Genomic DNA, 25,815 nt, shown 5'->3' with positions numbered 1-25,815 from the left:
GGCGTCGGCCCGCGCGGGGGGCGGCCCCGTCAGCGCGCGGCGATCCGCTGGAGCGCCGCGCCCTGGTAGCGGGCCCCGGCGTTCCACAGGATGAAGGAGTTCATCTTGTTGGCCGCCGCGGCCTTGATCTGTTCGGCCACCTCGGCCGGCCCGTAGGTGCTGCCCATGGAGAAGTCCTGGAGCCACGGGACGATCTCGGTCCGGGTGCCCTTCGCCTGGCGGGCGAAGTCGGCGAGGGAACGCTGCACGATCGCGTACGGAGCGGTGTCGGGCTGCGCGACCCCGTACTCGCCCGGCCCCCAGTGGGACGGGTAGACCATGGGCGCGATGTAGTCGGTGACCTTGACCAGGGCGCCGATGTCCTGCGCGATCTCGGTGGGCCGGGTGGCTGCGATGCCGAAGACCGAGACGCCGAGGTAGGCGGCGTGCGGACGCAGCGCGGTGCGGGTTTCGGCGACGAACGAGGTGATGGACTGCTCGGGCGTGGCGCTGCCGATGCCCGGGAAGCGCATGTGGGACAGGGGGCCGTCCGGGCGGCGCACGTAGTCGTAGAGGATGTCGTCGAAGCCGAGCCGAGCCGCTTCGACGGCGAGGTCCCGGTTGTACGCGCGGACCGTCGGGTCGGCGAAGTTGGTGAAGGACAGGGCCCCGTAGTGGCCGCCGTCGTAGGGCTGTCCGGTCGGGGTCAGGACGAGCTGTTCGCCATGGCCGGACTTCCAGGCGGCCGCGCCGAGCAGGGGGTCGCGGAAGGCCACGATGCGGCCGATGACCTGGGCGCCGGCGGCGTGGATCTCGGCGATCGCCTTGCGGGCGTCGTAGTAGCCCTTGGCGGCGCCGATCCGGCGGGCCAGCGGCACCTGGGAGGCGTACCCGACCTCGCCGTCCTCGTCCTTGACGTCCAACTCGACCGCGTTGAGTTTGCCGCTGCGAACGAGGGCGAGGATGTTGCCGCGCAGGGTGTCGTCGCCCCATCCGATGGCGGTGATGTGCGCGGCACGGACCATGGGGCGACGGCCCCGGACGGACACGTCCTTGGTGGTGGTGTTCCCGGCGCGGTCCACCGCGGTGACCGTCGCGAGGGGGGTGCCCTTGGCAACCGTGATCTTGAAGGCCCCGGTCTTGTCGACGGGGACCTTCCTGCCGTTGACGGTCACCTCGGAGTCGGTGGACGCACGGCCGGTGAGGGTCACGGGGGCGACGACGTCCTTGACGTCGGGGTCGGCCACCGCCAGCTCGGGAGCGGTGGAGTCCACCCGGAAGCCCACGACCTTGCGGTACGAGGCGAAGGGGAAGCTGCTGTCGCCCGCCACCACCAAGGTGTGTCGGCCCTCGGAGAGGCGCGGGAGGACGAGTTTCAGGCGAGCGCCCTCGGCCGTGACGGGGACCGCCGTGCCGTCCAGGGTGGCGCGCAGCCCGTCCCTGCCGCCGGCCTCCTCGGTGGCCAGGTAGGCGCTGACCTGCGCCGCTTTGCGGCCGTCGAGGACGGCGCCGTCGCCCAGACCATGGAGGCCCGGGCCCGGCGCGAGGATGGTCCAGGCCCCGACGGCCGCTCCGGCCAGTCCGAGGGCCCCGGCCGTCGCCAACAGGGCGACCCGATGGGTCGGGCGGCGGAGGCGGAGGGGGGTGGCCGAGCGCGGTATGTGCTGGGGGGACATCGTGCCGTCCTTCGTGCCGTGGGCCGGATGCTGACTTCATTCATTGCCACACGGTGTCCCGGTCGCCACGTTCCGCCCGTAATTCACACGAATGCCGCGTTCGTGCTCGGCGTGGCGGCTACGCCATGCAGGGGGCCGTGCGGTACACGCGCTCCTACCGGAGGTAGGGATGGCGCGACACGTCCGCCACGGAGGGGTCTCTCATGCGCCACCCGCTCGTTCCGCTGGGCGCCCTGGTGGGCGCCGCCCTGCTCGCCTCCGGCTGCTCCGCGGGGCCGTCACCGACCACCGGCGAAAGCCGCGGGACCGCCTCGTCCGCGGCGGTCGGCCCCGTCGCAGCGAAAGCGCCGGCGGAGGTCGGCGCCGACGAACTCGGCCAGGTGCCCGTGCTGATGTACCACCAGCTCACCGAGAAGCCGGCCGGCGTCTACGACCGCACCCCGGCCGATTTCCGCGCCGAGATGGAGCGCCTCGCGCGGGAGGACTACGTGCCCGTGACGGCCCGGGACTTCCAGACGGGCCGCATCGACATCCCCGCCGGCACGCACCCGGTCGTCCTCACCTTCGACGACTCGACCAACAGCCAGGTACGGCTCGGGCCCGGCGGCACCCCGGCACCGGACACGGCCGTCGCCATCCTGACGGAGACGGCCGGGAAGTACCCCCGCTTCAAACCGGTGGCGACGTTCTTCGTCAACGCGGACGGCTTCTCGGCGACCGGTACCGCCAAGGCCCTGACCTGGCTGAAGGAGCACGGGCACGAGGTCGCCAACCACACCGACCGCCACGAGAACCTGCGCTCCCTGGACCAGGCGGGTGCCACGCGGGCGATCTCGGCCGGACAGCTCGCGATCGAGAAGGCGGCGCCCGGGACACGGGTCACCTCACTCGCCCTGCCCTTCGGTGCCATGCCCGAGCCGGCCGGAATCGCCGCGCGGGGAACGGGCTACCGTTACGACGGGGTGTACCTCGTGGGGGCCAACCCCTCGGTCTCACCGTTCGCGAACACGTTCACGCCCGGCGCGATCCCGCGGATCCGTTCGGCGGGGCCCGAGGGCGAGGACGCCGACTTCGGCTCCTCGCGCTGGCTGGACAAGCTCGCCGCGGGAAAGAACCGGTACGTATCCGACGGGGACCCGAACACCGTCGCCTTCCCGAGCGCCTCGCGGAACCGACTGTCCCCGGCTTTCGCGCAGCGCGCCCGCCCGTACTGAGCGGCGCGCGCGGCCGGTCGGCCGGTTCCGCCGGGGTGTTCTGACGGCCAAGCCCCGACAAGATCCGAAAGAGACGACCTAGTCGTGCCGGGGCCAGAGGGGTCCCTGATCGGTCCAGGTGACACCCTTGTTGCGGCAGAGGCAGAAGGGGTGGCCGATGGGGTCGGTGTAGACGCGGAAGCCGTAGCCGTCGGTGCCGATGCAGTCCCGCTGCAGGGTCGCGCCGAGGGCCAGGACGCGGTGCTGTTCGTCCTCGATGTCGTCGACTTCGAAGTCGAGGTGGAACTGCTTGGGGTGCTCGCTGTCGGGCCACTGCGGGGCGCGGTAGTCCTCCACCTGGATGAAGGCCAGTTCGATCTCACCGAACCGGATGCCGGCCCAGTTCTCGTCACTGCCCTCCTTGACGGGGAGCCCCGTCACCTCGGAGTAGAAGGCTGCGAGCTTCATCGTATCCGGGCAATCGATGATGAAATCGGTGAGTCGTAGCATCAAGCGATCTTGCCACAAGGCCACATGAGCCGGACTTCGAGACAGGCGACCGAGAACTCCCCACAGGGCGCTCGCCGGTGCCCCGCGCGCCACCGGGCTCCGCACCGGCAGGTGCGTGGCCCTCCGAACGTTCATCCCCTGTCAGGCCGCCCCGCCTCCGGGTCGCGGCCGGTCGGCGTGCGCGGCCCGGCCCGGTGCCGTGTGTGGGGTGGCCGGTTCCTCCTGTCGGCCCGCGGCGAGGTTCCGTGTCGCGTCCGTGTCGTCACACCGTAGAAGACCGCGAAGCGGAGGCATATGTGGCCGCCCCTCACGATCGGGCTCCTTTCTGTGTGTGCGGACGCCACTGCGCGCACGATCCGACGATTCCCGACGCCTCCGACGGGTGGGGCTGCCGGCCCTGCCGCAATTGCCGATTCGCGGACCTTCGGCACCTTGCCGCCGTCGGCTTTATGGGTTACGGAGAACGCCGACGGCTTCCGTGATTGCGCAATACCACGGAGGGTCCGTCAGGTCTCCCGGATCATCCGAACTGCGGATCGTGTCAAGTGCATTAGTTTAGGAAGGGAGCATTCCGCTATGGGTGATGACCGAACCTTGACCGGACTGGCTGATTTCTGCCCTGATGACGATTGTGATGCATGGCACATCCTCGCCCCTTCAAATCGGTCAAAGAGGTGCATTGCCTACAGAAATCGAGCGGAGTGAGTGATTCTGTTGGCGAAAACTGAACGGTCGCCCATCGGTGGGACATTACCGAGGCTTGACCTCGATATACCGGTCTCCATAACCTCCGGATCGTGCTTGCGCCGCCGATCAACGGTGCATCAGTTACGTCAAACCATTTGACCGGAGGGTTGTATGTACGACGTTATTGTTGTAGGTGGCCGCTGTGCAGGATCGCCCGTTGCGATGCTGCTGGCTCGACAGGGGCACCGGGTGCTCGTGGTGGATCGGGCCTCATTTCCCAGCGACACGGTGTCGACCCACTACATTCACCAGGCCGGCCTGCTGAAGCTTCAGGACTGGGGTCTGCTCGACGAGATCATCGCGGCCAAGACGCCGGCGCTCCGAAAAATGCATTACTCCTATCGGGGCATCGATCTCAACGGGTTCGCCGATCCCGTGGACGGAGTCGACGCCGTCTACTGTCCGCGCCGCACCGTGTTGGACGAGATCCTCGTCAACGCCGCCCGCAGGGCCGGCGCCGAGGTCATCGAAGGGTTCACCGTATCCGACCTGGTCTTCACCGACGGCCGTGTGACCGGAATCCGCGGACGCGAAGGGGACGGTCCGGAGCGGGAGTTCCGCGCCACCGTGGTCATCGGAGCCGACGGCTTCCACTCGACGGTCGCCAAGAAGGTGGGTGCGGAGCTGTACAACGTGCGCCCCGCGGCAGGCTTCATCTACTACTCGTACTACAGCGGGCTCGACGACTGGGGTCTGCACCACAAGACCGGGTTCAACGAGAAGTGGTTCGGCACCTGGCCGACGAACGACGGCGTGAACATGCTGGCCGTCATCTGCACGCGACGCCAGCTCAAGGAGTTCCGCCAGGACGTCGAGGCCGGCTTCCAGGGCGTGTTCGACGACGTGTCCCCGGAGATGGGGGCGCAACTGCGCGACCAGGGACGGCGCGAAGAGGACTTCAGGCCGATGCGCTACCCGGACAACTACTACCGCCGCGCGTACGGTCCCGGCTGGGCCCTGGTGGGAGACGCCGGCTACCACAAGGACCCCTACACGGGATGGGGCATCACCGACGGCTTCCTGCACGGCGAACTCCTCGCGGAGCGCGTCCACCAGGGCCTGACGGGCGAGCGGCAGATGGACGAGGCGCTCGCCGAGTACAACAAGGTGCGCGACGAGGAGAGCGCCGGCGTCTACGACTTCACGACGACGCTCGGCGAACTCACCGAACTCCCGCCCTTCTTCCGGGCGACGATGGCCGCGATGGGCCAGACCCAGGAGTGGACCAACAAGATGCTCGGCCTGATCGGCGGAGTCGTCCCGGACTACGAGGTCTACGCGCCCGACGCCCTTGAGCAGCTCTACGACGCCGCCGGGACGCCGCAGGAGGAACGGATCTACGACCCGGCCGGCTGACTTCCCCCGCCTCATCGAGTCCCACGGGACACGAACGTCAAGTGCCGTGCGTCGAGCGTGCCGTTACCGGCGCTCGCGCCGGCGCTTCGCGCCACCCCCACCCGGGCAGCCGTGCAGATCCCCACGGAGGACGGCGGGCCCGCCCGCGGACAGCCCCGGCGGCGGTCCGAGCACCCGGCGGTCCGAGCCCCCGGCGAGTCGCCCGCCCCGTAGCCGTCCGACCCCCAGGGCAGTCGCCCGACCACTCACCGACCGGGCCCCGCGCGCCCCGTCGATCGTGACCGCCGCGCCCTGTCGGCCCGGCCGCTTCTTCCCCATCAGTGTTCAGTCACCCTGCCGTCCCGCCCCCGGCGAGGCTCGGTGCGGCCTTCCCCACAGGCCCCGAGCCCCAGGCGTTTCGGCACTGCCTTCGATGCGCTTCACCCTCTGAGGGAGCCCAGCAGATGACGCGTGCGACCAGCATGTTCGATCTCATCAGTGACCAGGACGAGGAAAGGCCCTACTTCGAGACAGGCGGCATCGGCAGGTCCCACGAGTTCTACACCGGTGAGGAGCAGTACCGGCAGGAGATGTCCCGCATCTACGGCCGGCGGTGGCTCCCCGTGGACCACGTCTCCCGCCTCAAGGAGAAGGGTGCCTACAGCACCCTGAACATCGGCACCGGCTCCGTCCTCCTCCTCCACGGGGACAACGGGATCCAGGCCTACCACAACTACTGCCGGCACCGCGGGTACAAGCTCGTCGAGGAAGCCACGGGCAAGCGGCAGAGCCTGGTGTGCCTCTACCACTGCTGGGTGTACGACCGGAACGGCAAGCTGAAGAGCCTCAACGGCACCTACCTGGACCACTTCTTCGAGAAGGAGAAGAACGGTCTGCTGCCGGTGCGCACCGAGGTCCGGTTCGGGGTCGTCTTCATCGCCCTCTCCGACGACGCGCCCGACCTCGACGCCTCGCTCGGCGAGTTCGGCGAGTTCGCGAAGGTCTACGAGCTCGCCGACCTGGAGTGCGTCGAGGCGAAGGACTACCCGGTCGCCTCGAACTGGAAGCTCGTGGCGCACAACGTCAACGAGAGCCTGCACTTCCCGACCGCGCACAAGGACCTGCACCGCATCACCGACTTCGACGACGCGGGCACCTACGACCTCAAGGGCGACATCGTCGGGGCGTGGCAGTCGATCCGCAGCGGCTACAACTCCGTCTCCATGACGGGGCGCAGCGGCCGGACGCCCATGCAACAGGTTCCCGAAGGGGACCGGCTGAAGATCAACTGGATCACCATCCTGCCCAACCTCCTGTTCGGGTTCACGGCCGACTACGTGATGATGCAGTGGGTCTGGCCCGAGAGCCCCGGCACCTGCTTCGTCCGGCACTTCTGGCTCTTCCACCCCTCCGAGACCGCCAAGAGCGACTTCTCCCACGAGGCCGTGTTCGCCCTGTGGGACAAGGCGAACTACGAGGACTGGGAGATGTGCGAGCGCACGCACCGCGGCCTGTCCAACCCGCTGTGGACGCCCGGCCAGCTCTCGCTCGACGAGGAGGTCGTCTCCCAGATCGACTCCTGGGTCGCCCGTGAATGCGCCGAGGCCCCGGCCACCCTCGCGCACGGCGAGGACCCCGCCGCCCAGGGGGAACCCACCGCCGTCCGCGACGAGGACACCGCCGAGTCCGGGAAGGCCGCAGAGTGAGCACGACAGCCAACTGCTACCTCATCGGCGGTACCCGGGTCCTCACCCGGTGCGCCGCACAGCTCCTCGACTCCGGCGTGCGGATCGAGGGCGTCCTCAGCGACGACCCCGCGGTGACGGCCTGGGCCGACGCGCGGGGGATCCCCGTACTCGACCCGCACGCGGACCTGGCGCAGGCGCTCTCCGCGCGGCCGTTCGACTACCTCTTCAGCATGGTCAACTTCCGGATCCTGCCCGCCCCGGTCCTCGACCTGCCGAAGATCGCCGCGATCAACTTCCACGACGGGCCGCTGCCCCGCTACTCCGGCAGCCACGTCCCGGCCTGGGCGCTGTACGAGGGCGCGTCCCGACACGCGGCCACCTGGCACTCGATGACGGAGGCCGTGGACGCCGGCGGCGTGCTGCTGGAGCGCTGGTTCCCGATCCGCGACCATTCCACCGCCCTGTCCCTGACGTACGAGACGGCCGAGGTGGGCATCGAGCTCTTCGCCGACCTCGTCCCGCACGTGGTGGCGCGCACCCTGCCCGAGCCGCTCGACACGGGCGACCGCGAACGGCGGTTCTACCGGCGGTCCGACCGCATGGCGTCCGGCGGCATCATCCACGCCGGCACGTCCGCCGCCGAGGCCGAACGGCTCTCCAAGGCCCTGGACTACGGCTCCTTCCCGAACCCGCTCGGAGTGGCGACCCTCGTCACCGAGCAGGGTGCGGTGTTCACCCGGCAGATCAGGCTGATCCCGCGCGAGGACACCCGCACCGGGACCACCGTGCAGTCGGTGACCACGTCCGCCATCACCCTGGCGGCCCCGGACGCCGACCTCGTGCTGAGCGACTGGAGCGCCGTCGACGGGAGCGCGCTGAGTGGCCAGGCGGCCGCGCAGCGGCTCGGGATCACCCCGGGGGCGCCACTGCCGGCGGCCTCGGAGCAGCGGCTGGCGGACATCGCCGCCGCCCAGAAGGTGCTGCGGCCCCACGAGCCGTGGTGGCGCGCACGGCTGGAGCGGCTGCGCCCCGCCCCGCTGCCCGCCGACGACTTCTCCGCCGCGGCGGCCCACTACAGCCGCCACGAGCTGGCGTTCACCCCCGCCTCGCGGGAGGAGGCGGTCGCGGTCGTCCGCGCCTTCCTCACCGTCGTCGCCGAGCGCACCGGCGAGCAGGTCTTCGACTTCGCCTGGTCGCCGTCGGCCGCGCGGGTCCTCGCCGAGCGGACCCACGGCATCGCCGCCGCACGCTTCCCCGTGCGCTTCGACGGCGACACCACCCGCTCCCTCCAGGACAAGCTGGACGAGGCCGCGGCCCACCAGGGCTACGCCGGCGACCTCGAACTCCGGCTCGGCCTGGCCGGACGGCCGCTCGGCTCCGACGAGCCGGACTTCACCCGCGTCATGGTGTTGGACCGCGGCGCGGGGGAGGAGGCGTCCTGCGAACCGCACACCGAGATAGCCCTGCTGTGCCTGAAGGACGGGCCGCCCACGATCTTCGTCCGCGAGACCGCGATGGACGCGGACGCGGCACTGGACTTCACCGAGCAGGTCGAGGACCTGGTCCTGACCGCCCTGCTCCACGGTGAGGAGCCGCACCCCGCACCCCGCGCGGAGGAAAGCCCGGACGCACGGATCGAGGAGCACCACGCACCACCGGCCGCGTCCCTGCCGGACACCTCCGACGCCCCCGCCGCGTCCGGAACGCTCCTGGACCTGTTCGCCGCCGTCGCCGCCGACCGGCCCCGCGCCACCGCCGTCCGCAGCGGCGCCCACACGCTGGACTACGCCGGACTGGACGCCTGGGCCGACGCCGTCGCCGCCCGCCTGCACGACGAGGGCATCGAGTCGGGCTCGGTGGTCGCCGTCCTCATGGAGCGGGACATCGCGCTGCTCCCGGCCCTGCTCGGAATCCTGCGCGCCGGTGCGGCCTTCCTGCCCCTGGACCCCGGATACCCCGTGGACCGGCTCCGGCGGTACGTGGAGGTCTCGCAGTGCGACCTCATCGTCACCGACGACCGCACCCACGCCCTGGGCGCATCCCTGGGCCCGGCGCGGCGCGTACCCGACGCGGACGGTTCGGCGCAGGCCGTGCCGCCGAAGGTCACCGCCTCCGACCTCGCCTACCTCCTCTTCACCAGCGGCTCGACCGGAAACCCCAAGGGTGTGGAGGTCGAGCACGGGGCGCTGGCCAACTTCCTCACCGGGATCGGCGAACGCCTCGGAGTGTCGTGCGACGACACCGTGCTCGCGCACACCACCGTGGCCTTCGACATCTCCCTGCTGGAGCTCTTCCTCCCGCTCACGTCGGGTGCGACCGTGGTGCTGGCCTCGCGGGAGATCGCGGGAGACCCGTACCGTCTGGCCGAGCTCACGGCCGAGGTGACCGTGGCCCAGGCGACGCCCAGCCTGTGGCGCCTGCTGCTGGGCACCGGCTGGACCCCCGACGAACGGCTGACCGTCCTGTCCGGGGGCGAGTCCCTGCCGCCGGCCACCGCCGAGCGGCTCCACGCGGCGGCCCGCACCCTGTGGAACCTGTACGGCCCGACCGAGGCGACGATCTGGACCTCGTGCCACCGGGTCAGCTCGGTGGGCTCCTTCGTCCCGCTCGGCGAGCCCCTGCCCCACACGGAACTGCACGTCCTCGACGAGCGGTTGGAGCCGTGCGCCGCCGGATCCACGGGTGAGCTGTACCTGTCGGGCGCCGGTCTGGCCCGGGGGTACGCCGACAGGCCGGACCTCACGAACGACGTGTTCACCGTCCACCCCGTGACCGGCGTACGGCTCTACCGGACCGGCGACGAGGTACGCCTGCACATCGACGGCGCGATCGAGTGGCTCGGCCGTACCGACGCCCAGGTGAAGGTGCGCGGCAACCGCATCGAACCCGCCGAGATCGAGCGGGTGTTGGAGAGGTTCGACGGCATCACCGCCGCCGTGGTCGTCGCGGCACGGTTCGAGGGACGGGGCGAACCGAGGCTGACCGCCTACCTGGTGGGCGAGGACACGCCGACCAAGTCCCGACTCGACGCGTTCGTCGGCGCCTCCCTGCCCGGCTACATGGTGCCCGACGCCTACGTCAACCTCGACGCCATGCCGCTGACCGACAACGGCAAGGTGGCCCGCGCCCGGCTGCCGCTGCCGACGCGCGACACCATCATCCCCTCCGCCACCGGGTCCGCCTCCGCTGAGACAGCGCCCGCGGAGCCCGTGGCGTCCGTCGAGGCCGTGGAGCCCGTGGCGTCCGCGGACCCCTCGGAGCCGGCGACGGCCCCGATGACCGCGGAAGCGCTCGCCGAGTCGATCGCGGGAGTGTTCGCGGCCACGCTGGACCTTCCCGCCTTCGACGTGCACGCCAACTTCTTCGACCTGGGCGGCGACTCGGTCAACGTCACGTCCGCCGCCGTCGGCCTCGGCCGTGAGCTGGGCGCCGACATCACCGCCCCGTCGATCTTCGCCTCCGGTACCCCGGTGAAACTGGCCCGGCTGCTGGGCGCGGAGGGAGTGGTACCGCTGCAAGGCGGCCCGGAGACCGAAGGACCCGTCACGACCGCCCCGGCGGCGGCGCGTCCCGAGCCCCTCGCGACGGAACCCGTCACGAACGAGCGGGAGGCGACCGTACCCGCGCCGCCCACCCCCGTCGTGTCCGCGGTGCCGGCGCCCGCGGAGCCCACCCGGCCGGCCGCCGACGACTGCGCCCTGGCCGTCACCGGCATGGCGTGCAGGTTCCCCGGAGCCGCCACTCCGGACGAGTTCTGGCAGAACCTCGTCGACGGGGTGTCGAGCGTCGGGCACGCCCCGGACGGCAAGCGAGGCTGGGCCCACCTGTGGGCCGAGACCGGAGCCGACGACGTACGGATGGGCTGGGTCGACGGTGTCGAGTACTTCGACGCCGCCCGCTTCGGACTCACCGACCGCGAGGCCCGCCGCATGGATCCCCTCCAGCGGATCCTGCTCAGCGTGACGGCGGAGGCCCTGGAGAGCGGCGGCCACGACCACACCTCCCTCGGCGCCGCCACCGGCGTCTTCGTCGGCGCCATCGCGAGCGACTTCCCGGAGCTGGTGGCGCGGAGCATCGGGCACGACGACCCGCACGTGGCGACGGGCACCGCCCCCTCCATGCTCGCCAACCGGCTGTCACACGTCTTCGACTGGTCCGGGCCGAGCTTCGCCGTCGACACGGCCTGCTCGTCCTCCCTCGTCGCCCTGCACCAGGCGGCCATGCACCTGCGGGCGGGCGACGTGGACGCCGCCGTGGTCGGGGCCGCCAACCTGGTCCTCACCCCGGCCAAGACGCGCTCCTTCGTCCGCAACGGGATGCTGTCCCCGCAAGGGACGTGCCGCGCCTTCGACGACGGCGCCGACGGCTACGTACGAGGAGAGGGCGCGGGCGCCGTCATCCTCAAGCGGCTCGCCGACGCCGAACGCGACGGCGACCCCGTCCTGGCCGTCATCCGCGGTACCGCCGTCAACCACACCGGCGGCAGCGCCGGCTTCCTCACCGCCCCCAGCAGGCCGGCTCAGGAAGCGGTCCTGCGCAAGGCGCTGGCCGGCTCCGGGCGCACCGCCGCCGACATCGGCTACATCGAGGCGCACGGCACCGGCACCCAGCTCGGCGACCTCATCGAACTCGAAGCCCTGCACGCGGTCCTGGGCGGCCCGACCGGCCGGCAACCCGTCGCCGTGGGCTCGGTGAAGACCAACATCGGTCACCTGGAGCCGGCCGCGGGCATCGCCGGACTGATCAAGACGATCCTGACGCTCCAAGCGGGCCACATCCCGCCGTCGCTGAACTTCAGCACCCCCAACACGTCCTTCGACTTCGACACCTCACCCCTGTTCGTGGCCGACCGGCCCCGGCCGTGGGGGAGTGGCCCGCGCGTCGCGGGCGTCAGCAGCTTCGGCTTCGGCGGCGCGAACGCCCACGTGGTCGTCGAGGCCGGCCCGGCCACCGCACCGGAACACGACGAGACCGGCCCGCGGCTGCTGGTCCTCTCCGCGGGCTCGGACGAGGCGCTGCGCACGCTCGCACACCGGCTCGTGCTGATGCTGCGCTCCTCCTACTGCCCCTCCCTGGACGCACTGAGCGAGGCGAGCCGGCAGCGCCCGGCGGGTGCCCACCGGCTGGCCTGCGTGGCGGACAGCGTGGAGCAACTGGAGGACAAGGTGAGGCTGTTCCTGGCCGGGGTGGCCGACACCCGCTCCCTCCACGTGGGCGTGGCCTCGCGGGCGGCGCGCACCCACGACGAGTCCCTCGACGCCGGCGCCGACCGCTGGACGCTCGACGCGGCGGCCCGCGCGTTCGTCGGCGGCGCCGACCTGCCCGCCGGACCGCGACGCCTGGCGGGCGTGCGCTTCCCGACCCGGCCGCACGCCGAGAAGTACCTGTGGCTGGAGCCCGCCGAGCAGTCGAACGCCCCGGTATCGAACGCCCCCGCGCCGAACGTTCCCGTGTCGAACGCCCCCGTGCGCGAGGTCTGGCCCGGCCGGACGAGGACCACGTGGACGGAGCATCCGGAGGCCGCCGAGCACGTGGTCCTCGGCAAGCCGACACTGCCCGGCGCCGGATACCCCGGCAAGATCGCCGAACTGCTCGGCCGCGACCGGTTCGCGCTGCGGGACCTCACCTTCCGGGCGGCCGTAGAGACCCCCGCGACGCTCACCGCCGAGCGGGACGACGACGCGATCGCCTTTCGCGACGGTACCGGAGCACTGGTCGCCAACACCGAGGTGACCGCGCCCGAACAGCCCTCCCTCACCGCTCCGTCCGGCGCGGGCGGCTTCACCCCCGTCGCGCTCGGCGCGATGTACGAGGCCTTCGAGCGCGCCGGGCTCGACTACGGGGCCGGCTTCCGGACCGTGACCGCGCTCTCCGTGGCCCCCGGGCAGGCCACCGGCGTGCTGCGCGGCGTCGGGCGGACCACCGGCGCCGTGGACGCCCGGCTCCTGGACGGGGCCTTCCAGATCGCGCTCGCCGCGTGTGGTGCGCAGGGACTGTACGTTCCGTTCACCGTCGAGCGGCTCACCGTCCTCGGCCGACTTCCCGACACCGCCCGGGTCTACGCCCGGCGCGACCGGGACAGCGGACCGGACTCCGGGCTGCTGACCGCGAGCCTGGTGGTCCTCGACGGCGACGAACCCGTACTGGAGGCCCGCGGGATCACCTGGAAGCGGCTGTCCCCGGCACCGTCACCGGGAGGCGCGGGCGGCGACGCGCGGGGCGGCCACCGTCCCGCACCGGTCCCGGCGCGGAACCCGGCCCCGGTCTCCACCGCGGCGTCCAACGGCCACCGTCCCGCGCCGGCCCCCGGCCGCCCGACCGCCCGCGGTCTCGACGCGACGCTGGCCCGCTGGGTGGCGGCCGCCCTGGAGCTGGACGTCGACACACTGGAAACGGACCGTCCGCTCCAGGAGCAGGGGCTCGACTCGATGCTCGCGGTGTCGCTGGCCCAGGACATCCGGGCCAAGCTGGGCGTGGACATCCCCGTGACGCTCGTCCTGGAGGTCGGCACGGTCGACCGGCTGGCCGCCGAACTGAGGGACGAGTACGGAGTCACCTCGGCCCCCGCCGACGCAAGCCCCCCGCACGTGGGCGAGCCACCGCAGACGCCCCTCCCCGGGGAGCACGCGGAGCCCGCCCCGGCGCCGGTCCCCCTCGCGACATCGGCCCCCGCCCCGGCCCCGGTCGTGGAACCGAGCCGGGACCTGGTTCCCACAGACGCGCAGCCGGGGTACCCGGCATCCACCGACGCGGACCTGCACGACATCGCCGTCATCGGCTTCGACGGAGTGTTCCCGAACGCCGAGAGCGTCGAGGAGCTGTGGCGGGTCCTCGTGGAGGGCGAGGACTGCCTGACCGAGGTGCCGGAGTCCCGCTGGGACATCGACGCGTATTACGGAACGGACGGCGAACCGGGCACCGTCTACCTCAGGCGCGCGGGCTTCGTCCAAGGGCTGGCCGACTTCGACCCCGGGTTCTTCCGGTTGTCACCGGCGGAGGCGGCATGGATCGATCCCCAGCAGCGCCACCTCGTGCAGTCCGCCTGGCGGGCCCTGGAGGACGCCGGTCTGGCGGGGAAACCTCAACGCTCCACCGGCGTGTTCGTGGGCGCCAGCTACCAGCACTACCGCGACACGGTCGTCGGGGACGTCGTGCAGACGGCGGCGGGCCTGGGCAACCACAACGCGATCCTGGCGAACCGGGTCAGCTACTTCCTCGATCTGCACGGGCCGAGCATGACGATCGACACGTTGTGTTCGTCGTCGCTGGTCGCCCTGCACACGGCGGTGCGCAGCATCCGTGACGGTGAGTGCGAGCAGGCCGTCGTGGCCGGCGTGCACCTGGCCATGTCTCCCCAGTACTTCCAACTGGGCTCGCGCCTGCGGTCGTTCTCCCCGTCCAACGCCCTGCGGCCGTTCGATGCGGGGGCGGACGGGTTCGTGCCGGGTGAGGGTGTGGTGACGGTGGTGGTGAAGCCGCTCCGGGCCGCGGTGCGGGACGGTGACCGGATCCGGGGTGTCATCAAGGGCAGTGCGGTCAACCACGGTGGCCGCACCAGTGGGTTGACGGTCCCGAGCAGTGCGGCGCAACAGGAAGTGATCACCGCGGCGTTGCGGGACGCGGGCGTGTCGGTGGACTCGATCGGCCTGGTGGAGGCGCATGGGACGGGGACGGGTTTGGGTGATCCGATCGAGGTGGAGGGGTTGACGCGTGCGTGGCGGGGGGTGACGGGCAGGTCGCAGTTCTGCGCGATCGGTTCCCTGAAGGGGAATGTGGGTCATCTGGAGCCGGCGGCGGGGTTGGCGGGTCTGGTGAAGGTGCTCCTGGCGATGGAGCACGGGGTGGTTCCGCCCTCACTGCATGTGGTGCGGCCCAATGACCACATCCGGTTCGAGGAAACACCGTTCTACCTCGCCGACCGTGCGGTGGAGTGGCCGCGCAACGGTGGTCCGCGTCGGGCGGCGGTGAGCGCGTTCGGAATGGGTGGTGTGAATGCGCACGTGATCGTGGAGGAGCCTCCTGTTCGGTCGACGCGTGAGGTGTTGTCGCAGGATTCTTTTGTGGTGCGGGTGAGTGGGGCTGATGAGTCTGCGTTGCGTTCTTTGGCGGGCGTGTATGCGGATGGGTTGGTGGGTGTTTCTGCCGAGGTGTTGGGGGATTTTGCTTTCTCGGCGAATGTGGGGCGTGCGGGGCATCGTTTTCGTGCGGTGGTGTCGGGTGTGGATGCGGGTGTGGTGGGGGCTGGTTTGCGGGATGTGGCGGAGGGGCGGGTTGCTGTGTCTCGTAAGGGGGGTGTTTCGGTTCCGAATGTGTTCATGTTCACGGGTCAGGGTTCGCAGTATGTGGGGATGGGGCGGGGTTTGTATGTGACGGAGCCGGTGTTTCGGGCTGCGTTGGATGAGTGTGCGGCTTTGTTGGTGGGGCATTTGGATGTGCCTTTGTTGGATGTGTTGTTCGGTGGTGTGGGTGGGGGGTTGGATCGGACGCGGTATGCGCAGGTGGGGATTGTTTCGGTGCAGGTGGGGTTGGTGCGGTGGTTGGAGTCTGTGGGGGTTCGTGCGGATGCGGTGGTGGGTCACAGTCTGGGTGAGTTGACGGCTGCGTGGGCTTCGGGTGTGTTGGGGTTGGCGGATCTGTTGCGGTTGACGGTGTTGCGTGGGGAGTTGATGGAGGGGCAGCCGGGTCGGGGTGCGATGGCTGTGGTGCATGGGGATGTCGGGGCTGTGGTGGAGGCTTTGGCGGGGTTTGTGGGTGTGGAGGTGGCGGCTTTCAATGGGCCGCGGGTGGTGACGGTTTCGGGGCCGTCGGATTCGGTGGCGGAGTTTTGTTCGGGGTCGGGTTTGCGGTGTTCTCCGTTGGTGGTGAGTCATGCGTTTCATTCGGCTTTGATGGAGGGTGCGGTGGCGCCTTTCGTGGAGGCGGTGGCGGGGGTGGGGTTGTCGGCTCCGGTGGTGGGGTTTGTGTCGTCGGTGTCGGGTGGTTGGCATTCGGCGGGGTCGGTGGTGGATCCGGGGTATTGGGGTCGGGCGATTCGTGAGCCGGTTCGTTTCGGTGAGGCGGTCGCGACGGTGAGTGGGTTGGGTGCGGGGGTGGTGTGGGAGATCGGTTCGCATCCGCAGTTGACGTCGTTGGCGCGTGCTTCGTGGGTGGGGGAGCAGCCGGTGTGGTTGGGGACGTTGCGTCGGGATCGGGTGGATCAGGTGGAGGTGCACGGGTCGTTGGCGGCGTATGTGAACGCGACGTCGGGGGATCTCGACTGGTCGGGTGTGCATGCGGGGAAGGGGCAGCGGACGATCACCCTTCCCACCTACCCCTTCAACCGACAGGAGTTGATCGTGCCCGCCGCACGCCGCGGCGGCGCCGCGACGACCACCGTCAGCCACCCCCTGTTCGACCGTCACTACGAGCACCGGAGCGAGGGACAGTGACGTACCCGGCCGAGACCTATGAGAAGACGTTCACGGGCCAGGAGCCCTTCATCGCCCAACACCGCTCCGCCGGCGTCGGGCTGCTGCCCGCCGCGGTGCAGCTGGAGATGGCGATGGTGGGAGTCGCCCGACGCAGGCCGTTCACTCCACTGGAACTCACCGACGTGACGTTCCTGCGGCCCCTCACCCTCAGCGACGACGCGACGGCTCCTGTCCGGCTCGACGTGTCCTTCGGGCCCTCGACCCGCTTCGAACTGAGCACCGTCGTGGCCGGCGAACGCAAGCCGCTGTCCACCGGTACCGGCCGGCTGCTGCTCCCGGGCGATGTCCCGGCCGCCACCGCCGAATCCCCCACCGGCCCGGGGGCCGGCGACGGACGGGCCATCGACCGGGACCGGCTGTACGACAGCTGGGCCCGCGACGGCCTCCGGTACGGGCCCGACTTCCGCACCGTCCGGGACCTCTCCGTCGGAGACGACGGCACGGCCACGGCAACGCTGCGCTCCGACGCCGAACCCGTGCCCTGGTACGCCCACCCGCTCCTGGTGGACGGGGTGTTCCAGGTCGTGAGCTGCGCGCTCCAGGACCTCACGGGAGCGGACGGCCCGCACCCCATGCTGCCGATCGGCATCGCCCGACTCCGGGTCCTCACCGACCTCTCCGCGCTGTCGACCGGCGCGACCGTCGTGGTGCGCCGCACCGGCATCGACGGCGCCTACGCCACCGCCGACGCGACTCTGCTGGGCCCCTCCCACGAGGTCGCCGCGGAGTTCCAGGGCCTCCGCATGCGGCGAACGACCACCGGCTCGCGACCGACCGCCACCGCGACCCCGGCACGACCGTCCGCACTGCCCGTCAGCCGGATCGTCTGGCGTCCCGCACCGACGGACCCCGCCCGGACCGAGCCGGTGACCGGCACCTGGGTGGTGCTGCACGACGCCCGCACGGACGGCCTCGGGGCGCGTGCCGCCGGGCGACTGCGGGCCGACGGCGCCCGCGTGGTGGAGGTCGGCATCGGCCCGTCCGGGGATCAGGCCACCGCGCTCGTCGGGGTGCACGGCGGCGGCAGCGACCTGCGGATGCTCGCGCAGCCGGACGAGGAAGCGTTCCGGCGGCTCTGGGACGAGGTCGGGGACCCGATCGCCGGAGTGGTGCACCTGTGGAACGCCGGCGAGGTGTCCGACGGCGTCCAGGGGGAGGAGACGGAACTCCGCCTCGGCGTCCACGGCTGCCTGGCCGCCCTGCGGACCCTCGGTGAGCGGCAGCGCAAGGGCCGCTTCCTCGTGGTGACCCGGGACGGGCAGGCGGTCTCGGACGAAGACCGGCCGGTGCCCGCGCGCGCCGCCCTGTGGGGCTTCGTCCGTACCGCCGCCATCGAGTACTCGGGCCTGCGCCCGCGCCTCGTCGACGTCGACCGATCCTCCGACGACGCCCTCCGCGCGCTCCTGGCGGAACTCGGCGACGGCGACGGCCCGACCGAGACCGGCTACCGACAGGGTGTCCGGCGGGTACCCGTCCGGGTCCGCGACCGCGCGGCGCACGCCGCACCCCGCTCACGTCCGGGGCCCGTACGACAGGGCGGCCGGTACCTCGTCCTCGGCGGGCACGGCGGTCTGGGCCTGGAGGTCGCCGACCGGTTCGCTCGGGACGGCGCCGGCTTCGTCGCGTTGGTCAGCCGCTCCGGAGCGGCGGCCGCCGACCGGCAGCGAACGGCCGCGATCCGCGCACACGGCTGCGAGGTCGTCTCCTACAGAGCGGACGTCACCGTCCCCGGCGCCCTGGCGGCCGTGGTGGAGCGGGTCCGCGCGGAACACGGCGAGCTGCACGGCGTCGTGCACGCCGCCGGCACGCTCAAGGACGGCCTGATCCGCAGCGCCACCGCCGAGGACATCGCCGCGGTGATGCGGCCCAAGGTCGACGGGGTCCGCGAGCTGGCCGCCGCGGTGGCCGGGCAGCCCCTGGACTTCGCCGTGTTGTTCGCGTCGGTCTCCGGAACGTTCGGCAACCTCGGGCAGGCCGGCTACGCCGCGGCCAACGCCTACCTCGACGCCTTCGCGCAGGCGCACGGTTCGCCGTGGCTGAGCATCGCCTGGGGTCTGTGGGGTGAGGTGGGCATGGGTACGGCCGTCGCGGAGCAGTTGCGGCGGCGCGGGGTCCGGCCGCTGGGCACCGCGGAGGGCCTGGACGCCCTCATCGCGGTACTGGGCTCGGAGGAGGACCCCCGCCAGGTCGTCGTCGCCCATCCGGACGCCGACGACGAGGTCATCGAGGCGGAGGCATCGGAGACCGAAGCCCCCTCCGCCGTACACGACACGGTCGGCGGGTCGGACGGGTCCAACGGGTCCGCCGGGTCGGGTGCGGGCGCCGCGGAACACGTCGCGGACGCCCTGGAACGGTTCCTCGCCGAGCGGCTCGGTGTCGCCTCCTTCGACCGCGACACCCCCCTCTCGGACTACGGCATGAGCTCGATCATGAGCGTCGAACTGGCGGAGGAACTGTCCCGCAGGTGGGGCATCCACCTCCCGGCGACGCTCTTCCTGGAGTACGGCGAGTTCGCCGAGCTGGTCCAGGCCCTGACCGACCGCTACGGCGCGGCCGTCGCGGTCGCGACGCCGGAGGCCGCCGAGGTGGTCGAGTCCGCCGAGCCGGTTTCCTCCGTCACGCCCGCCACGCCCGCCGAGGCGGTCGAGTCCGCCGAACGCTCCGAGCCCGCCCCAACCGTCGAGCAGCTCCCGGCAGTCGCCCCCGACCGCCCGCTCCCCACACCGCGACGGCGCACTCCGGCAGGTGGTCGTGACGCGGACGTCGCGATCGTGGCCGTCTCCGGTGACCTGCCGGGCGCGGCCGGCGGTACGGCGGAGCTGTGGAACCTGCTCCGCTCCGGCGGCCACGCGTTCACCGAGGTCCCGGCGGAACGCTGGGACATCGACACCCACTTCGAGCCGCGCGGCCCCCGAATGACGGGCACCTACTGCCGCACCGGTGCGTTCGTCTCGGGCATCGACCGCTTCGACCCGAGCTTCTTCGGCATCTCGGTACGCGAGGCCGAGGAGATGGACGTACAACAGAAACTGCTGCTGGAACACGCCTGGACGGTGCGGGACGACAGCGGTCTCGCCGACCGCCGCGACATCGGCGTCTTCGTCGGCGCCACCTACACCCACCACCGCGACACGCAAGGGCTGGAGACCGTCGGACCGCACACCGCGCTCGGCTCCATGAACGCGGTACTGGCCAACCGGATCTCGTACGCGCTGGACCTGACCGGCCCCTCGCAGACCGTCGACACCCTGTGCTCGTCCTCGCTCGTCGCCATCCAGCAGGCGGTCGCCGCGCTCCGTGCGGGGCACTGTGGCGCCGCCATCGTGGCGGCCTGCCAGGTCGGCCTGACTCCCTGGTACTTCCGCAGCCTCAGCCGGCTCGGCGCGCTGTCGGAGACCCTGCCGCGACCCTTCGACGAGCGGGCGGACGGATTCCTGCCCGGCGAGGGCGCGCTGGCCGTGATGCTGAAACCGCTCACGGACGCGGAGCGGGACGGCGACCGGATCTGGGGCGTCGTCCGCGGTACGGCCGTCAACCACGGAGGCCGCGGCAGCGCCCTGCCGGTGCCCCGCAGCGAAGCCCAGGCCGCGGTCGTCCGGGCCGCGCTCGCCGACGCCGGACTGGCGCCCGCCGACATCTCCCTGATCGAGACGCACGGCACCGCGACCCGACTCGGCGACCCGATCGAGATCGCCGCGCTCACCGAGGTGTTCGGCGGCGACCCGGACCGCACCGGCCCGTGCCACCTCGGGACCGTGAAGGGAAACATCGGACACCTGGAGCCCGCGGCCGGACTCGCCGGCCTGCTGAAGGTGCTGTTGTCCCTGCGCCACCGGGAGATACCGCCCGTCGCCGGCTTCGAGACCCCCAGCAGCCACCTCGACCTGTCCACCGGACCGTTCGTGATCCCGGTCGCGCCCCAGCCGTGGATCTCGGACGGCCCGCGCCGGGCGGGCATCAGCGCCTTCGGCATGGGCGGCACCAACGCGCACATCGTCGTCGAGGAGTACGCGCGGGAACGCACCGGGGGACCCCGGCATCGGCCGCCCGGCGACGAGGCCTCCGCAGCCGTCTCGGACAACGACGAGCACCTGCTGGTGCTGTCCGCCCACACCCCGCAAGCCCTCCTCCGACGCATGGCGGACGTCCGACCGCTGCTGCTGCGGGGGACCGCCGACGACCTGGGCGCGCTGTGCCGCTCCAGCGCCGTCGGACGCGACCACCGGGCCCATCGGGTGGCGTTCCTCGGAACCACGGCCGACGAGCTGAGCACCGGCCTGGCCAGGGCGCTACACCTGGCGGACCGGGCACCCGGCACCGTCCTGCGCGGCGACACGGCGGTGGAGAGCGCCCCGACCGGTCTCGGCGGGCCGGCCCTGCGCTACGTCGGCGGCGGCGCCGTCGACTGGGCCGCGGTGTACCCGGGCCCGCCGGCGCGGCACCGCGTCCTGCCGCCCTACCCGTTCGGGGCGCCGGCCGACGCCGCGGTGTCCTCCGCGCCCGTCCCACCGGCGGCGCCGACCGCAGAGGACGTGGCCGCCGTCGTACGGCGGCTCGCGCCCGCCCACCGGGTGCTGGGCGAGGACACACTGCCCGGGGCGCTTCCCGTGGCCCTCGGGCTGCGGTCGAGCGCCGTCCTGCGCCGGATCGTCTTCACGGGCCGGGGCACCGGAACCCACCCCCTCACCAGCGACCTGGCCGACCCCGCCCGTACGGGATCGGCCGCCTTCCGGCACGCCGAGCGGGTCATCGCCCGACTCGCCACCGCCGACACCCCGGCGGGCCCGGCGCCCGCCGCCGCGGACCTGGACACCCTGCGGGCCGGCCTCGGTCGGACCCTGCAACCGGACGGCCTCTACGCCTGGTTCGCGGCGAAGGGCATGGAACTCGCCGCCCCGCTCCGCTCCATCGCCGAGGTGCACTACGGGCCGGGTCGGGTGCTCGTACGGCTCGACGTGCGCGCCGACAGCCCGCTGGAGGCGCAGACGGTCGCGATCGACGCCGCCCTCCAGGCCATGGCCGTCCTCACGCTGGCGGATCCCGCGGCCCCGTCGGCCACGTACCTGCCGGTCTCCATCGGCCGGGCGACGCGCTGGGCGGATCCGGCGCGAACGGCGTTCGTACTGCTCGAGGGCGCCGAGCCCGCGAGCGACGGCACGCGGCGCGGTGATGCGACGCTGTTCGCTTCGGACGGCCGGGTGTTGGTCCGGCTCGACGAGGTCGAGTACCGGACGGTGAACGGCGACGACGCGCCGCTCTCCCGGCCCGCCCGCCGCACACCGCAGGTCGCGGCGTCGGAGGCGGCGATCGTCGCGGTGGTGCGGAACGTCCTGCACGACCCGGGCGTCACCGCGACCACCTCGCTCTCCGCCGTGGGCCTCGACTCCATGCTGGCGACGGCCATCGCGGCCGACGTCGAGGCGCAGTACGGGGTGCCACTGAGCCCGACGGACGTCCTGGACGCCGCCGACTGCCGAACCCTCGCCGCACACGTCGCGGAGCTGGCGGCCGACGGAGCGTTCGCCGCGGCCGCGGCCCCGGCTCCCGCCCGCGCCGAGGCACCGGCGCAGACCCCGGCCGAGCCCCCGACCTCCGCCGAGCCCCCGGTCCCGGCCCCGGTCCAGGCTCCCGAGGCGGCGGCCGCACCCGACACCACCTCTGCCACAGCGATCCCGAGGGCCCCCGAAGTCACGCCGGCCGGCGAGGACATGGCCGTCATCGGCCTCGCTCTGGCGCTTCCCGGTGCCTCGGACCCGCAACGGTTCTGGTCGCTCCTGGCCGGGGCCGGCGAGGAGATCCGCCCGGCCCCCGCTCATCGCTGGGGACGCTACGCGGGCGGTCACGAGCCCGACATGGGCGGATTCCTCGACAACGTGGAGGAGTTCGACGCCCGGTTCTTCGACTTCTTCCCCAAACAGGCGGAGGTCCTCGACCCGCAGGTCCGCTGGCTGCTGCGCACCGCATGGGAGGCACTGGAGTCGGCCGGCCTGCCGCCACGACAACTGACGTCCTCCACCGGCGTGTTCGTCGGCGCCAGCTACCAGCACTACAAGGACTACAACATCGCGCCGGAGCTGGACGCCCCCAGCGGTCTCGGCAACCACAACGCGTTCCTGGCCAACCGGGTCAGCTACTTCCTCGATCTGCACGGGCCGAGCATGACGATCGACACCTTGTGTTCGTCGTCGCTGGTCGCCCTGCACACGGCGGTGCGCAGCATCCGCGACGGCGAGTGCGAGCAGGCGATCGTGGCCGGCGTTCGCATCGGCATGTCCCCCCTGCACTACGTCGCGATGCGCAATCTGCGGGCCCTGTCACCCTCGGGCGCCTCCCGGCCGTTCGATGCGGGGGCGGACGGGTTCGTGCCGGGTGAGGGTGTGGTGACGGTGGTGGTGAAGCCGCTCCGGGCCGCGGTGCGGGACGGCGACCGGATCCGGGGTGTCATCAAGGGCAGTGCGGTCAACCACGGTGGCCGCACCAGTGGGTTGACGGTCCCGAGCAGTGCGGCGCAACAGGAAGTGATCACCGCGGCGTTGCGGGACGCGGGGGTGTCGGTGGACTCGATCGGCCTGGTGGAGGCACACGGAACGGGGACGGGTTTGGGTGATCCGATCGAGGTGGAGGGGTTGACGCGTGCGTGGCGTGGGGTGACGGGCAGGTCGCAGTTCTGTGCGATCGGTTCCCTGAAGGGGAATGTGGGTCATCTGGAGCCGGCGGCGGGGTTGGCGGGTCTGGTGAAGGTGCTTTTGGCGATGGAGCACGGGACGGTTCCGCCGTCGTTGCATGTGGTGCGGCCCAATGACCACATCCGGTTCGAGGAAACACCGTTCTACCTCGCCGACCGTGCGGTGGAGTGGCCGCGTGACGGTGGTCCGCGTCGGGCGGCGGTGAGCGCGTTCGGAATGGGTGGGGTGAACGCCCACGTGATCGTCGAAGAGCCTCCCGTTCCCTCGCTGCGTGAGGTGTTGTCCCAGGACGCCTTCGTGGTGCGGGTGAGCGCCGCCGACGAGTCGGCGCTGCGGTCGCTGGCCGGCGCGTACGCCGACCGGTTCGACGCGGCACGCGACGCCTGGGAGACCGCCGACCTCTGCCACACCGCCAACACCGGCCGCACCCCACTGGAGTTCCAGACCGCCGTCCACGGACGGACGGCCGCCGAACTCGCCACCGCGCTGCGCTCCGTCGCTGCCGGCCGCACGCCCCCCGCACGCGTCGACATCGACCTGACCGCCGAGGCGGCGGCGCTGCGCTCCGGGACGGTCACGGAACCCCACGGACCCGTCGGCGCCGCCGAGTTGGCCGGCGTCGGCTACGCGCACATCGACTGGCCCGCTCTCTCCGCCGTGGATGCTCGTGCAACGGAGCTCCCCACCTATCCGTTCGCACGAGGGGCGTACTGGCACACCACCGGCCCGGCGGTCGCCGCCTCCGGCCCGCCCCTCGCGGCGGCCGAGGCGGTACGCGTCGAGTGGCGCGTCCGGGAGCCGGCTCCCGCCACCCCTCCCGGCTCGGGCACGGTACGCCTGGTCACCGCCGACCCCGAGCTCGAACACGCCCTGACGACGGCCCTCCGGAGCCGGGGCGTGACCGTGGCCGAGCCCGGCCACCGGGCGGACGGCGCCATCGTGATCGACGCCCGGGCCGCCCGGACCGGCGACTCCCGCGAACTGAAATATTTCTGGACCGAGTTGAGCGCCCTGATGGCGGCGCTGCCCGCCCACGGGGCCTTGCTGTGGGCCGGCTTTCACGCCGCCGCCGTGCACCCCGACGAGCGCGGTGGCCTGATCCCCGAGCGGGCCGCCATGGCCATGGCCGTACGGGCCGCCGGCGCCGAGAGCCGCAAGGCCACCGCGGTCGTACACCTGGACCCGGCCGAACCGGCCGAGACGCTCGCCGACCGCCTGGTGGCCGAGTACGCCGCCCTCGCGGCCGGGCAGGCCGGCGAGGCCGACGGCGGCACGGTCGTCGTCGCCCACCGTCGGGGCGTCCGGTACACCCCGCACCCCCTGCCCGCGGCGCCCGGTGCGCCGTACGCCCTGCCCACCGACGGGTACTGCCTGGTCACCGGCGGACTGGGCGCCGTGGGGCTGCGTCTGACCGAGCGGCTGATCGACCGGGGAGCCAAGCGCATCGGCATCATCGGCCGATCGGTCCTCGATCCCGCGGGTTCCGCCCCCCTGCGGGAGCTGGCGGCGCGTGCCGAGGTCGACTACGTGTCCTGCGACGTGTCCGACCCCGAGGCGCTCGCCGCGGTCGCCGGGCGGTGGGGTCGGCGCTGGGGCCGGCTGGTCGGCGTCGTGCACTCCTCCGGCGGGGTCAACCCGTTCGGGGCGATGCACCGCCGGCCGTGGAGCGACGCCGAGAAGGTGCTCGCCCCCAAGGTCCCCGGCTCGCTGAACGTCGTACGGCTGGCCAAGGAGGAGGGTGCGGAGTTCGTCGTCCTGGTGTCCTCGATCGCCGGTACCCAGGCCCTGGCCGGCCGGGGGCTCGTCGACTACGGCCTCGCGAACGCCTACCAACTGGCCCTCGCCGAGCGGGAGAACGACGCCGTCACCACGGTCACCGCGCACGCGTGGCCCAACTGGACGGGCATCGGCATGAAGGCGGACGCGTCCTTCTCCGCCGCCCACTCCATCGGCGCCGAACAGGCCCTGGACGCCTTCGTCGACCACCTGCGGTCGGGCGGCGCCGTGATCTTCCCGGGCAGTACCACCGCCGGCCCGGCAGGGCCCGTGGAGCCCGCCGGGTCCGAGCCCGCCGAGCCCGCCGCGTCGGATGCCGCCGCGTCCGCGCCGACGGGGGCGCGGCCCGAGGCCGTCGTCCTCCCCGCACCGATCCGCGCCGGCCACGACCGCGCCGGCATGCGGGCCCGGGTCCGCGACGCCTTCGTACACGTACTGGGGGAGGACCCCGGGGAGCGCCCGCTGCCCGGGCTGGGCCTGGACTCCCTGATGATCGCCGAGCTGACCACGGTGCTCGAACAACGCAGTGGCCTGACCGTCGACCCGTCGCTGCTGATGCGGGCCCGTACGGCGGACGACATCGCGACCGGACTCGCCGCCCCGGCCGACCGTCGACCGCCCACCGCCGACCGGGACGACCCGCCCACCCCTGACCACGACGACCCGTCCGCGTCCGCCCTGAGCGCCCTGCTGCGCCCGCTGCTCCAGCGGGACGGGCAGCGATGACCGGGCCGGGGGCAACCAGTGGGTCGAAC

At 72.2% G+C, this 25,815-nt stretch carries 7 protein-coding genes; 5 read left to right on the top strand and 2 right to left on the bottom strand.

What is annotated here, in order from left to right:
• Positions 1-29: 29 nt before the first annotated feature.
• Complete coding sequence (locus OG906_RS04770) at positions 30-1,655, bottom strand: putative glycoside hydrolase (RefSeq protein WP_329440294.1); 1,626 nt, start codon at positions 1,653-1,655, stop codon at positions 30-32.
• A 203-nt stretch (positions 1,656-1,858) separates the two neighbouring features.
• Here OG906_RS04770 and OG906_RS04765 point away from each other — a divergent pair, with 203 nt between their 5' ends.
• Entirely contained in the window at positions 1,859-2,869 is a 1,011-nt protein-coding gene (locus OG906_RS04765; RefSeq protein ID WP_329440292.1) for a polysaccharide deacetylase family protein, read from the top strand.
• A 78-nt stretch (positions 2,870-2,947) separates the two neighbouring features.
• Here OG906_RS04765 and OG906_RS04760 read toward each other — a convergent pair whose 3' ends face one another.
• Entirely contained in the window at positions 2,948-3,358 is a 411-nt protein-coding gene (locus OG906_RS04760; RefSeq protein WP_329440290.1) for a VOC family protein, read from the bottom strand.
• 858 nt (positions 3,359-4,216) lie between these two features.
• On the opposite strand from OG906_RS04760, the gene OG906_RS04755 reads away from it, so the two are divergent.
• From OG906_RS04755 to OG906_RS04740, 4 genes are all read left to right on the top strand, one after another.
• A complete protein-coding gene (locus OG906_RS04755) occupies positions 4,217-5,461 on the top strand; it encodes an NAD(P)/FAD-dependent oxidoreductase (RefSeq protein ID WP_267827818.1) in 1,245 nt (414 codons plus the stop codon).
• Between the two features lie 443 nt (positions 5,462-5,904).
• Entirely contained in the window at positions 5,905-7,146 is a 1,242-nt protein-coding gene (locus OG906_RS04750) for an aromatic ring-hydroxylating oxygenase subunit alpha (protein WP_329440282.1), read from the top strand.
• Positions 7,143-16,556, top strand: a complete 9,414-nt coding sequence (locus tag OG906_RS04745) for a polyketide synthase (protein ID WP_329440280.1) — start codon at positions 7,143-7,145, stop codon at positions 16,554-16,556. Before OG906_RS04750 ends, OG906_RS04745 begins: the two co-directional genes overlap by 4 nt.
• Positions 16,553-25,786 carry an SDR family NAD(P)-dependent oxidoreductase gene (locus OG906_RS04740; RefSeq protein ID WP_329440278.1) on the top strand — a complete coding sequence of 3,078 codons (9,234 nt, stop codon included), beginning with the start codon at positions 16,553-16,555 and terminating at the stop codon, positions 25,784-25,786. The genes OG906_RS04745 and OG906_RS04740 overlap by 4 nt, the downstream gene beginning before the upstream one ends.
• The last annotated feature ends 29 nt before the right edge of the window (positions 25,787-25,815 follow it).

Origin of the sequence: Streptomyces sp. NBC_01426, from assembly GCF_036231985.1 — a bacterium.
Lineage (GTDB): Bacteria > Actinomycetota > Actinomycetes > Streptomycetales > Streptomycetaceae > Streptomyces.
The sequence above is the reverse complement of the archived record's forward strand: the minus strand, read 5'-3'. Positions and strand labels throughout refer to the sequence as shown.

Bases quoted from the DNA above. Each gene is read 5' to 3' on its own strand.
- OG906_RS04770 (WP_329440294.1), bottom strand. From the start codon at position 1,655: ATGTCCCCCCAGCACATACCGCGCTCGGCCACCCCCCTCCGCCTCCGC.
- OG906_RS04765 (WP_329440292.1), top strand. From the start codon at position 1,859: ATGCGCCACCCGCTCGTTCCGCTGGGCGCCCTGGTGGGCGCCGCCCTG.
- OG906_RS04760 (WP_329440290.1), bottom strand. From the start codon at position 3,358: ATGCTACGACTCACCGATTTCATCATCGATTGCCCGGATACGATGAAG.
- OG906_RS04755 (WP_267827818.1), top strand. From the start codon at position 4,217: ATGTACGACGTTATTGTTGTAGGTGGCCGCTGTGCAGGATCGCCCGTT.
- OG906_RS04750 (WP_329440282.1), top strand. From the start codon at position 5,905: ATGACGCGTGCGACCAGCATGTTCGATCTCATCAGTGACCAGGACGAG.